Below are 12,513 nucleotides of genomic sequence, written 5' to 3' on the forward strand. Positions count from 1 at the left end.
AACCCTAATCAGCAACACCCACGGCAACGGATATACACCCAAACCCCCCAAGAGCATGGTCGGCCCAAAGGCCGCCAAGTCAAAAGCGTGAACCCTGTCAAAACCCTGAACACACAAGCAGAAACATCCCCCGCCATTGAAACCACCCAAACCCTGCCCCATCTAAGACCCATACCCCATTGCGCAGGTGCCCCATGAGCGACCAGCAAGAATTCCCGGAAAACCCCGACGACTACACCGAAGCCGAAAACATCGAACACACCTCCAGCGGCAAAGGCCTCGCCCTGCCCGGCCAGAACCTGCCGGACAAGGTCTACATCATCCCTATCCACAACCGCCCGTTCTTCCCGGCCCAGGTCCTGCCGGTCATCGTCAACGAAGAACCCTGGGCCGAAACCCTCGAACTGGTCAGCAAATCCGAACACCATTCCCTGGCGCTGTTCTTCATGGACACGCCCCAGGAAGACCCGCGCCACTTCGACACCGGCGCCCTGCCGCAATACGGCACCCTGGTCAAAGTCCACCACGCCAGCCGCGAAAACGGCAAACTGCAATTCGTCGCCCAAGGCCTGAGCCGCGTGCGCATCAAGACGTGGCTGAAACACCACCGCCCACCGTATCTGGTCGAAGTCGAATACCCGCATCAGCCCACCGAGCCGACCGACGAGGTCAAGGCCTACGGCATGGCGCTGATCAACGCGATCAAGGAACTGCTGCCGCTCAACCCGCTGTACAGCGAAGAACTGAAAAACTACCTCAATCGCTTCAGCCCCAACGATCCATCGCCGCTGACCGACTTCGCCGCCGCCCTGACCTCCGCCACCGGCCCCGAGCTGCAAGCCGTGCTCGACTGCGTGCCGATGCTCAAGCGCATGGAAAAAGTCCTGCCGATGCTGCGCAAGGAAGTCGAAGTCGCACGCCTGCAAAAAGAGATTTCGGCAGAAGTTAACCGCAAGATCGGCGAGCATCAGCGCGAGTTCTTCCTCAAGGAACAACTCAAGGTCATCCAGCAGGAACTCGGCCTGACCAAGGACGACCGCAGCGCCGACCTCGAACAGTTCGAGCAGCGTTTAGAGGGCAAAGTCCTGCCGGCGCAGGTGCAGAAGCGCCTCGAAGAGGAAATGAACAAACTGTCCATCCTCGAAACCGGCTCGCCGGAATACGCGGTGACCCGCAACTACCTCGACTGGGCGACCTCAGTGCCGTGGGGCGTGTACGGCGAGGACAAACTCGACCTCAAGCACGCGCGCAAGGTCCTCGACAAACACCACGCTGGCCTCGACGACATCAAGGATCGCATCCTCGAATTCCTCGCCGTCGGTGCTTATAAAGGCGAGATCAGCGGTTCCATCGTGCTGCTGGTCGGCCCGCCTGGCGTGGGTAAAACCAGCGTCGGCAAATCCATCGCCGAATCCCTCGGCCGGCCGTTCTACCGCTTCAGCCTCGGCGGCATGCGTGACGAGGCCGAGATCAAGGGCCACCGCCGCACCTACATCGGCGCGCAGCCAGGCAAACTGGTGCAAGCGTTGAAAGACGTCGAAGTGATGAACCCGGTGATCATGCTCGACGAGATCGACAAAATGGGCCAGAGCTACCAGGGCGACCCGGCCTCGGCACTGCTGGAAACCCTCGACCCGGAACAGAACGTCGAATTCCTCGACCACTACCTCGACCTGCGCATGGACCTGTCGAAAGTCCTGTTCGTCTGCACCGCCAACACCCTTGATTCGATTCCCGGCCCGTTGCTGGACCGGATGGAAGTGATTCGCCTGTCGGGCTACATCACCGAAGAAAAAGTCGCCATCGCCAAGCGTCACCTGTGGCCAAAACTGCTGGAAAAGGCCGGCGTGTCCAAGGGCAGCCTGAGCATCAGCGACAGCGCGCTCAAAGCCTTGATCGACGGTTACGCCCGTGAAGCCGGTGTGCGCCAGCTCGAGAAACAAATGGGCAAACTGGTGCGCAAAGCGGTGATGAAGCTCATTGACGAGCCGAAAGCGGTGATCAAGCTCGGGCCGAAAGATCTCGAAGCGTCACTCGGCCATCCGGTATTCCGCAACGAACAAGTGCTGTCCGGCACCGGCGTGATTACCGGTCTGGCGTGGACCAGCATGGGCGGCGCGACATTGCCGATCGAAGCAACACGGATTCACACGCTCAATCGCGGCTTCAAACTCACCGGGCAACTGGGCGATGTGATGAAGGAATCGGCAGAGATCGCCTACAGCTATGTCAGCTCGCATCTGAAACAGTTTGGCGGTGACGCGAAGTTCTTCGACGAAGCCTTTGTCCATCTGCACGTGCCAGAAGGCGCCACGCCGAAGGACGGTCCGAGCGCCGGCGTGACCATGGCCAGCGCCCTGCTCTCGCTCGCACGTAATCAACCGCCGAAGAAAGGCGTGGCGATGACTGGCGAATTGACCCTGACCGGGCATGTGCTGCCGATTGGCGGCGTGCGCGAGAAGGTGATTGCCGCAAGAAGGCAGAAGATCTTCGAATTGATTCTGCCGGAGCCGAATCGGGGTAACTTCGAGGAATTGCCGGATTATCTGAAGGAAGGGATAACCGTGCATTTCGCCAAGCGGTTTGCCGATGTGGCGAAGGTACTGTTCTGACCGGTAGCCGGTAGCCCCTCACCCCAGCCCTCTCCCCCAGGAGAGGGAGCCGACCGAGCTGTCTAGCGCTATGCACCGACCTGAAACACCGGGTCGATTATGGATTCGCTGACGCACGCTCAGGTCGGCGTACCTCGCCAATATCCCCCGATCAGTCCCCTCTCCCCCCAGGAGAGGGAGCCGACCGAGCTGTCTAGCGCTATGCACCGACCTGAAACACCGGGTCGATTATGGATTCGCTGACGCACGCTCAGGTCGGCGTACCTCGCCAATATCCCCCGATCAATCCCCTCTCCCCCTGGGAGAGGGAGCCAACCGAGCGGTCTTGCGCTATGCGCCGACCTGAAACACCGGGTCGATTATGGATTCGCTGACGCACGCTCAGGTCGGCGTACCTCGCCAATATCCCCCGATCAGTCCCCTCTCCCTCTGGGAGAGGGCTAGGGTGAGGGCTTGGCGTTGTCACACTTTGTCTCATCTTCAGTTATGCTCGCCGTTCGTCGTCAACGCCGGAGCTGCTGACCTTATGTCCCCCACTCGCCTGTTTCTCCCTCTCGCCCTCTCGTTGCTGGCCGCTTGCGCCACGCAACCGAAACACAACGTGACCGTGGAAAAACAAAGCGAATGCCCCGTTCGGCTCACTAACGGGCAAAACCTCATCATCATGCTGCCAAGCAACCCGACCACGGGTTATCGCTGGGCCATTCAGGATTCCGCTGGCGGCGTACTGCGTGCACTTAGCCCCGAGGTCTACAGCAATCCGGAAGACGCTGGCGTCGTCGGCGCAGCAGGTCTGTCGACCTGGCGCTTCCAGGCCTTTGCCCCCGGCACCGGGCGTCTGCGCCTGACTTCGCAACAGCCGTGGGCGCCGGAAGTGCTGCCGGTGGAAACCTTTGACTGCGCCATTTCGGTGAATTGATCGTGGGCTGGCTAATTCTGGCGCTAATGGGCGCGGTGACGTTTCTCTACGGCGTCAGCACCCATGCGGCGCTGCTTTGTCTTTTGGTCAAACCGCTGCCGGTGCTGGCGCTACTTGGCTGGCTACACGACGCGCCACCCAGTGACTATCGGCGCTGGATCAGTCTCGGTCTGATTTTCTCGTTGCTGGGTGATGTGTTGCTGGCCTGGCCGGGCGATCTGTTCGTGTTTGGCCTCGGCGCGTTTCTGGTTGCGCATCTGGCTTATCTGAAGGCTTATCTGAGTGACTGCAAGCGTCTGGCGATTTTGCCACTGGTACTTGCCCTCGGAGTGGGCGCGGTGCTGCTGGGTCTTCTGATTTCCAGCGGTCTTGGGCCATTGCTGGTGCCGGTGATTGTTTATGGCACGGCGATCAGCGCGATGCTCTGGCGCGCGCTGGCCCGTTTGGGCACCGATGTGCCGAAACGCTCGGCGTTGCTGGCGGCGGGCGGTGCGCTGGCGTTTGTGTTCTCGGACAGCGTGATCGGTATTGATCGCTTCGTATCGCCATTCCACGCCGCGCCATACGTCATCATCCTCAGCTACTGGCTGGGCCAGTGGGGCATTGCGGCCTCCGCGTTCTCCCAAAGCAAACGCGCTAGCCTTTAAAAGATCGCAGCCTGCGGCAGCTCCTACAGAAAACCGCATTCCCATGTAGGAGCTGCCGCAGGCTGCGATCTTTTGATTTGCCGCTTTATCAGACAACCCAAGCATCCCCGCGCCCTTTTGGCTAAAATGCCGGCCTTTCCATTTACACCGCCGGAACCGCCGTGAGCAAAGAACCCGATCGTATTTTCGCCAAGCCTTTGGCCCAGGTGCCTGACTTCGCCTTCAATGAAGACGTGGTGCGGGTATTCCCGGACATGATCAAGCGCTCGGTGCCGGGTTACCCGACCATCGTCGAAAACCTCGGCGTGCTCGCGGCGCAGTTCGCCCAGCCGAACAGCGTGCTCTACGACCTCGGTTCATCGCTGGGCGCGGTCACTCAAGCCCTGCGCCGTCATGTGCGCACCGACGGTTGCCGCGTGATCGCTGTGGATAACTCGGCGGCGATGGTCGAACGCTGCCGCGAATACCTCAACGGTCAGGACTCGATGTTCCAAGAGTTGCTGCCGGTTGAAGTGATCGAAGGCGACATTCTCGCCCTCGATTTTCAACCTGCTTCGGTGGTGGCGCTGAACTTCACCCTGCAATTCATCGCTCCCGATCAGCGCACCGCGTTGCTCTCGCGCATTCGCCAATCGCTGCTGCCGGGCGGCGCATTGATACTCTCGGAAAAGCTGCGCTTCAACGATACCGAAGAACATGCGCTGCTCACCGATCTGCACGTTGCCTTCAAACGCGCCAACGGCTACAGCGAACTGGAAATCGCCCAGAAGCGCAGCGCCATCGAAAACGTCATGAAGCCCGACAGCCTCGAAGAACACCGCGAACGCCTGCTGGCCGCCGGGTTCTCGAAAGTCGTGCCGTGGTTCCAGTGTCTTAACTTTGCCTCGTTGATTGCCTTGCCATGATTGATCTGTCCCCCCTCGCCCGCCGTCTCGCCGGCACACCGCTGGCCGAATGGGCCAACACCCTGCAGGCGCAACTCGACAAGAAAATGGAGAAAGGTCACGGCGATCTGGAGCGCTGGCAAAGTGCGCTGGACGCCCTGCCGAAGATCCAGCCGAGCGAAGTGGATCTGCTCAACGGTTTGAAACTCGACACCGATTGCGACGAGGCAACCCGCGCGCAAATGCGCACCGCGTTGATGGGCCTGTCGCCGTGGCGCAAAGGGCCGTTCGACTTGTTTGGTGTGCACGTCGACACTGAATGGCGTTCGGACTGGAAATGGTCGCGCGTCGCCCCGCATCTGGATCTGAAGGGCAAACGCATCCTCGATGTCGGCTGCGGCAACGGCTACTACATGTGGCGCATGCTCGGTGCCGGCGCGAACAGCGTGATTGGTGTTGACCCGAACTGGTTGTTCTTCTGCCAGTTCCAGGCGGTGCAACGTTATCTGTCAGAGCCGAATGCCTGGCACCTGCCCTTCCCGTTCGAAGACCTTCCACCAAATCTGGAAGGGTTCGACACGGTGTTTTCGATGGGCGTGTTTTATCACCGTCGCTCGCCGATCGAACATTTGCTGGCGCTGAAGGATTGCCTGGTCAAGGGCGGCGAGCTGGTGCTGGAAACGCTGGTGGTGGAAGGCGACAAGCATCAGGTGCTGGTGCCAGAAGATCGTTATGCGCAGATGCGTAACGTGTGGTTCCTGCCGTCGGTGCCGGCGCTGGAGTTGTGGTTGCGTCGTGCAGGTTTCACCGATATTCGTTGCGTGGATGTGAGCACAACCACGGTTGAAGAACAGCGCGGGACTGAGTGGATGAAGTATCAGTCGCTGAGTGATTTCCTTGATCCGGAAGATCACAGCAAAACCATCGAAGGCCTGCCGGCGCCGATGCGGGCGGTGATTGTCGCTCGTAAATAATCCAATCGCCCAAACACCGCGGTGAGCCCACCCCTCACCCCAGCCCTCTCCCCAAGGAGAGGGAGCCGATCATTGAGCTTTTCAAAACTTGAGTTCGACTCGATAACTCAGGTCGGTGCACCTCGCCCATTCAATCCGGTCAGTCCCCTCTCACTGTGGGAGAGGGAGCTGATCTTTGGGCTTTTCAAAACTTGAGTTCGACTCGGTATGTCAGGTCGACGGACTCAGCCCATCCAGCTCGGTCAGTCCCCTCTCCCAGTGGGATAGGGAGCCGATCCTCACGCTTTTCATAACTTGAGTTCGACTCGATAACTCAGGTCGGCGGAGATCGCCCATTCAACCCGGTCAGTCCCCTCTCCCTCCGGGAGAGGGTTAGGGTGAGGGGCTCTTCGCTCTGCGTGCACGGAAAAATTCGGTCAACACCGCACCACACTCCTCCGCCAACACCCCACCTTCATACAACACCCGGTGATTCAAAAAGCCCTGGGTAAAAAACTGCCCCTGACTCTGCACAATCCCCGCCTTCGGCTCCAGCGCGCCATACACCACGCGCGCCACCCGCGAATGCACGATCAAGCCTGCGCACATACTGCACGGCTCCAGCGTCACATACAGCGTGCTGCCCGGCAGACGATAGTTATCCACCGCCTGCGCCGCCGCACGGATGGCGACCATTTCTGCATGAGCACTCGGGTCGCTGGTACTGATCGGGCAGTTGAAGCCGCGCCCGATGATCTCGCCGTCCTGCACCAGCACCGCGCCCACCGGCACTTCGCCAAGGGCTGCGCCTTGTGCGGCGAGGGTCAGGGCTTCGCGCATGAAATCGCGGTCACGGCTGCGGTCGATGATCGCGGCGGGACGAATCTGGCGCATCACTTCACCTCGATGGCGGCCATCAGGCCGGTTTCCATGTGGTCGATCACGTGGCAATGGAACATCCACACACCGGGATTATCGGCCACCAACGCCACTTGCGCGCGCTCGTTCTTGCCCAGCAGATAGGTGTCGGTGAAGTACGGAATGATCTTGTGCCGGTTCGACGCGATCACCTTGAAACTCATGCCGTGCAGATGGATCGGGTGCTGATACTGGGTCATGTTCTTCAATTCGAAGATGTAACTCTGCCCCAGTTTCAGGCTGGCAATCGGTCGGTCGGCGCAGGTCTTGTCGGTGATGTCCCAGGCCTTGCCGTTGATCTGCCACAGGCTCGGCGGCCGGCCATTGTCGACGTTGACCGACACCGAACCGACCCATTCGAAATTGAAGTTGAGTTTCTCGGCATTGGCCAGGTCCGGCTCTGCCACCGGGTTGGCCGGTAGCGCTTTCGGCCAGTCGGTCGGCGCATCGGTATTGGCCACTGAACGCAGGGTGCCCAGACGTACCGGCCCGTTGCGCAGCGACAGCTCTTCACCCGCCGCCGGCGCCTTGATCGCCAGACAAATACGCATCCCTGGGCCGAGCCAATATTCCTTGCCCAATGGCCGCGGTTCGACCGGGTTGCCGTCCAGCGCATAAATCTTCGCTTCGACACCGGGAATGTTGATGCGGTAAGTCAGCGTGTTGTCGAGGTTGAGCAAACGCACCCGGGTGATCTGCCCGGCCGGCAGTTCGATCACCGGGGTTGGCACCCCATTGATCGTCGACAACCGCCCCGCCGTACCGCCACGCGCCGCTTCACGGGGAATACTGAATTCGACGAAATTGCCTTCGTCATCGATGTGCCAGTTTTTCAGGCTCAAGGTCTTTTCGTACTTGAAACCGGTCGGCTCGCGCTCTTCGATGATCAGCGGCCCGACCAGCCCGCGCCCGAGTTCTTCGCTGCTGCTGACGTGCGGGTGATACCAGTAACTGCCGGCGTCCGGCACGCGGAACTTGTAATCGAAGTACTCACCCGGCAGCACCGGCAGTTGCGACACGTACGGCACGCCGTCCATTTCCAGCGGCAGACGAATGCCGTGCCAGTGAATAGTGGTCGCCACCGGCAAGTGGTTGATGAAGCGCACCCGCAGCCATTCACCCTGACGCACGCGCAACTCGGTGCCCGGCGCCGATGGGCCGAATGCCCAGGCCTCGGTCTTGTGCCCCGGCACCAGCTCGACGTCCAGCGGTGCGGCGATCAGTTCATAGTCGTGGCCCGCCTCGGCGTCGGCCATTTTGCCGAGCCAGTAACGCGACGCGCCCCCCGCACCAACGCCAACGACAACAAGACCGGCCAGGCCACCGAGGATTTGGCGACGGGTAAAGGACATGAACTCAACTACCTCACGTATCAGCGACAGGCCCTGAAGGCCTGTAAAAGGCGAATACGATACACCTGCGGTTGAGAAACAGTAAGGGCGACCTGAGGCCGCACATCCCCTGCCGGCTTAAGGTCGCAGCCCGGTAATCAGGTGCACCACACCGCCCGCCAAGGGCATCACACCCGCGACACCAGCGGCGCTCAACGCCTGTTGGTCGAGGCCCGACAGATCACGCAACACCACACGCACCCGCGTCAACGCCAGCGGTTGCTGCGATTTCAGGTTATCCACCCCGCCCAGCGCCGCGACGATATCGGCGCTCAACCCGTCAGTCGGCTCGGCCGGTGCTGCGGGTGTATCCACCAACAGATCGGGGGTCAGGGCTTTCCAGAATGCCTTCTGCAATTGATCGAACATCTTCAGTTCTCCAGAACCCGTAAAGTATCGACGGTTGCCTCGTGAAACAGCTGCAACGCCTCGCGCACCTGCCCGGCGCTTTCCAGACCGAGCACCTGTTGCGCGATGATCTGACAGTCCGCCAGCGCAAGCTCGCGCACCGTTGCCTTGACCGGCGCGATCATCGGCACACTCACCGACAGCTCATCCACACCCAGCCCCAGCAACAGCGGCACCGCCAGACGTTCAGAGGCCATCGCCCCGCACACGCCGACCCATTTGCCATGGGCGTGCGCAGCCTTCACGGTCATGGCGATCAGGCGCAATACCGAGGGGTGAAAACTGTCCGCCTGACTGGCCAGACGCGGGTGATCGCGATCCATCGCCAGGGTGTATTGCGTCAGGTCATTGGTGCCGATCGAGAAGAAATCCACCAGCGGCGCAAACAGATCCGCCATCAACGCCGCCGCCGGCACCTCGATCATGATCCCCAGTTTCGGCCGTTGCGTTAGCCCCTGCGCGAGGATTTCCTCGTCGAGCATCTGCCGCGCCAGACGCAGCTCCGACAGTTGCGTGACCATCGGCAACATGATGTGCAAACGCGTCAGATCGCAGCAGCCGAGCATGGCGCGGAACTGTTCACGCAATAACTGCGGGCGCTCCAGGCACAAACGAATGCCGCGCACGCCCAGGAACGGGTTGGTCTCGCTGTCCATGGGCACATAGGCCAGCGGTTTGTCGCCGCCGACATCAAGGGTGCGCACCACCAGATTGTGCGCAGGTCCGACACTGCGGGCGATCGCGCTATAAGTGTTGACCTGTTCGTCATGGCTCGGCGCGTGATTGCGCCCCAGATAGAGAAACTCCGAACGCAGCAGGCCGACGCCCGCGCCTCCCAAAGCCATGGCCTGCTCGGTTTCAGCCAATGAGGCGACGTTGGCCGACACCTCGACGTGATGCCCGTCACGGGTCCGTGCCGCAAGCGTTGCGTTGGCCAGTTCATGTTCATGGCGTTGGCGCTGTTGCGCGTGACGCGCCTGCCATTGTTTGATCGCCGCTGGGTCCGGATGCACATGCAGTTCGCCCTTGTCGGCATCGAGCAATACTTGAGTGCCATTGCTCAGCGCGAGCATCTGCACCGGCACCCCGCAGATCGACGGCAGGCCACAGGCGCGCGCAAGAATCGCCACGTGACTGGTCGCGCCACCACCCACCGTAGCGAAGCCCAGTACTTTGCGGGTATCGATGCCGGCGGTCTGCGACGGCGTCAGTTGATCGGCAATCAGAATGCTCCCTTGCGGCAGCTCCAGCGCCTGCTCGCCAATCCCCAGCAGCAGCTTGAGCACCCGGCGTCCGACATCGGTCAGATCCGCCGCCCGCTCCGCCAGCAACGCACTGCCGAGCTGGCGAAACATGATCGCGGTTTCTTCAGTGGCCGCACGCCAGGCGAAGGCCGCGCTTTTGCCCGCGTCGATCAACGCTTGCGCCTGATCGAGCAGACCCGGATCTTCGAGCAGTTCCTGATGGGCCTTGAAGATCTCGGCTTCGGCTTCACCAGCAGCGGTATCACGCAAATGCTGCAAGGCCAGATCCGCTTCGATCAGGGCATTGGCGAGGGCTGCACGCTCGACATCAGCTCCGCCGCCAAACTCGCTGACGTCGAAGACCGGTTCGCTGATCTGCACCACTTGGCCCAACGCCGAACCGGGTGATGCGCAGACGCCACGCAGAAGCGTCAGCGCCTCGGTTTCGACCACCTCGACAGGTGCCACCGCCGCCACCGTTTCACCGCAGCCCTCGGCCAGTAACCGGGTCAGCGTATTGATTGCCGCGTCAGCATCTTCGCCCACCGCACTGACCTGCACGCTATCGCCGCAAGCGGTCTGCAACGCCATGACCGCCACCAACGATTTGGCGTTGGCCTGAGCCTGTTGCTTATGCAGGTAAATCTTTGCCGCAAAGCCCTTTGCCGCTTGCGCAAACACCGCTGCCGGACGCGCATGCAGACCATTGGGATTGTGCAATTTCAACGAAGGTGAAAACACAGCCTGACCTTCTGCCACGACAGCTGCCTCGCCGCTCGACTGCGCACCGGCGAGTTCAAGCAAAGGCTGGCCGGTTTCGACCTGTCCGCTCGGCGCGATCAGCCAGGTGAACGGCTCCCCGCTGACCACCAGCATCAAGGTCAGCAGGCTGCGTGCATGCAGGGCAATGTAATCGGCGTCGAACTCGATCAGCGCCTGCCCGGCCACAACCCGTTGTCCTTCTTCGACCAGCCGAGTGAAGCCTTGCCCGCCGAGGTTCACCGTGTCCAGGCCGATGTGCATCAACACCTGCACGCCGTGGTCATCGGTAATGCTCACGGCATGTCCGCTGGCCTGCACGTTGCTGATGACCCCGGCCAGTGGCGCGCACAGGGTCGACGAAGTCGGGTCGATACACAGACCGTCACCGATCACGCGCCCGGAAAACACCGGATCAGGAACCTGCTCCAGTGCCATCAGGACACCGGACAAGGGAGCCAGCAGTTGCAATTGTTGGGGTGTGGCCATGACGTCACCTGCAGTTTTATGCTTTGAAGTACCCACGGAGCGCGACGCTCCATCAGCATCGCTTATTTCCACCAGTATTCGACCTGCAATCCGACATTCGCACCGTGGCGAGCGGTGCCGAATGCGCCGGTGTCAGACAGTGCCGAGCCTTTCGCCAATTGGTTGGCCGCACGTTTGGCCGCCTCGTTCCAGGTAGCGTACGTGTAATACAGACGCACCTCGGGACGCGCCCAGAACTCCGGGCCTTTCGGCGACCAGGTCGGGGCAAACGTGAACTTGCTCAGCTTGCGCGTGCCGCCCGGGGCTTCGACTTGATCGTGGCCCAGTTCAGTGACCAGTTTGAAGTGCTCACTGAGCGCGTACGCAGGCCGTACCCCCAACGAGATCCAGTTCTGATCGGCTCCGTCCGGGCGAATGTCTTTCTGATACACCGCTTCGACCTGACCGCCGAAACGCGGTGTCACCTGCCAGTCAAAAAACTCGACGACCCGGTAGCTTTTGTTGCTGTCGTCCAGTTTGACGTTGCCGGTATAACCCAACCCGGTGCCCGGCCCCTCACCGTATTGCAGCGCCAGTTTGTTCTTGCCGCCGAAAAAATCCGTTTGTACATGTTGCGTGGTGATCGCCCAGCCCCGGTGTGCATCGCGGCTGTCGGGTTTGTCGATGTAGCTCAAACCGAACTCCAGCTCACCGCCCGGGTTGGTCTTGAAACCGGCGACGTTGAAGTCGTGCCGATTGATGTAGTCCTTCTGGTACAGGTTGTCCTTGCGCGAAAAGGCGTAGCTGTATTTAAGGTCGCCGATCAATACGTCTTCGACCCCGCCGCCCGTGGCGCTCTGGTTCCAGTAATAGAAGTCGGAAATGTGGATGTCGTTACGTTTGTAGTAACGCCGACCGGCCCACAGTGAGCCACCGTTAAGTGCAGGCATCGCCGACCACTGTGCGTAGGCCTGCGGCAAGCGGATCGAACCATTGTCGTCTTTGAATGTGGGGCTGCGATCGTAGCGGTTATACAGCGAGGCCATGCCGTCGACACTCAGTACCGAACCGTCGTCGAGGGTATACAGGTCCTGGCGCAACTCGAGTTCGCCGTACTGCTCGCATTCGTTACCCAGACGATATTTGGTCTGCGCACCGGGTAACTGGAAGCATGACTGGCCGCTGCTGTTGACCGACGTGCCAACACCGCTGCGCAAGTAGCCGCCAAACTCCAGCGCTTGTGACGTTGGCGGTAAGGCCAGGCAAAAACCTGCGACTGCAAGGCTGCGATTTATTGTTGTTTTCATAAG

The 12,513-nt window shown here is 60.8% G+C and carries 10 protein-coding genes; 5 read left to right on the forward strand and 5 right to left on the reverse strand.

Features of this window, described 5'->3' with window-relative positions; all coding sequences use genetic code 11:
• The first annotated feature begins 194 nt into the window (after positions 1 to 194).
• From lon to cmoB, 5 genes are all read left to right on the forward strand, one after another.
• The gene (gene lon, locus M5G26_RS10810) at positions 195 to 2,612 is read left to right on the forward strand and encodes an endopeptidase La (protein ID WP_150693203.1); all 2,418 of its coding nucleotides are present in this window, start codon (positions 195 to 197) and stop codon (positions 2,610 to 2,612) included.
• Positions 2,613 to 3,138: 526 nt separating this feature from the next.
• A complete protein-coding gene (locus tag M5G26_RS10815) occupies positions 3,139 to 3,531 on the forward strand; it encodes a protease inhibitor I42 family protein (RefSeq protein ID WP_007916811.1) in 393 nt (130 codons plus the stop codon).
• A 2-nt stretch (positions 3,532 to 3,533) separates the two neighbouring features.
• Positions 3,534 to 4,178, forward strand: coding sequence for a lysoplasmalogenase (locus tag M5G26_RS10820; RefSeq protein ID WP_208867531.1), 645 nt, complete (start codon positions 3,534 to 3,536; stop codon positions 4,176 to 4,178).
• 161 nt (positions 4,179 to 4,339) lie between these two features.
• Entirely contained in the window at positions 4,340 to 5,083 is a 744-nt protein-coding gene (gene cmoA / locus M5G26_RS10825; RefSeq protein ID WP_134177611.1) for a carboxy-S-adenosyl-L-methionine synthase CmoA, read from the forward strand.
• Positions 5,080 to 6,036 (forward strand): tRNA 5-methoxyuridine(34)/uridine 5-oxyacetic acid(34) synthase CmoB, encoded by a 957-nt coding sequence (gene cmoB / locus M5G26_RS10830; protein WP_134177612.1) that lies wholly within the window; start codon positions 5,080 to 5,082, stop codon positions 6,034 to 6,036. Before cmoA ends, cmoB begins: the two co-directional genes overlap by 4 nt.
• Positions 6,037 to 6,408: 372 nt before the next feature.
• Here the strand turns inward: cmoB and tadA are convergent, their stop codons facing one another.
• The 5 genes from tadA to M5G26_RS10855 all read right to left on the reverse strand — a co-directional run bounded on the left by tadA (position 6,409) and on the right by M5G26_RS10855 (position 12,510).
• The gene (tadA, locus tag M5G26_RS10835; protein ID WP_034156281.1) at positions 6,409 to 6,909 is read right to left on the reverse strand and encodes a tRNA adenosine(34) deaminase TadA; all 501 of its coding nucleotides are present in this window, start codon (positions 6,907 to 6,909) and stop codon (positions 6,409 to 6,411) included.
• Positions 6,909 to 8,285 (reverse strand): multicopper oxidase family protein, encoded by a 1,377-nt coding sequence (locus tag M5G26_RS10840; RefSeq protein ID WP_134177614.1) that lies wholly within the window; start codon positions 8,283 to 8,285, stop codon positions 6,909 to 6,911. The genes tadA and M5G26_RS10840 overlap by 1 nt, the downstream gene beginning before the upstream one ends.
• A gap of 117 nt (positions 8,286 to 8,402) precedes the next feature.
• A complete protein-coding gene (locus tag M5G26_RS10845; RefSeq protein WP_273915298.1) occupies positions 8,403 to 8,693 on the reverse strand; it encodes a PTS transporter subunit EIIB in 291 nt (96 codons plus the stop codon).
• A gap of 2 nt (positions 8,694 to 8,695) precedes the next feature.
• On the reverse strand, positions 8,696 to 11,224 hold the full coding sequence (gene ptsP / locus M5G26_RS10850; RefSeq protein ID WP_273915299.1) for a phosphoenolpyruvate--protein phosphotransferase: 2,529 nt from the start codon (positions 11,222 to 11,224) through the stop codon (positions 8,696 to 8,698).
• A gap of 62 nt (positions 11,225 to 11,286) precedes the next feature.
• On the reverse strand, positions 11,287 to 12,510 hold the full coding sequence (locus tag M5G26_RS10855) for a maltoporin (RefSeq protein ID WP_150693196.1): 1,224 nt from the start codon (positions 12,508 to 12,510) through the stop codon (positions 11,287 to 11,289).
• Positions 12,511 to 12,513 lie beyond the last annotated feature (3 nt).

The organism is Pseudomonas sp. TNT2022 ID642, from assembly GCF_028656995.1.
Lineage (GTDB): Bacteria > Pseudomonadota > Gammaproteobacteria > Pseudomonadales > Pseudomonadaceae > Aquipseudomonas.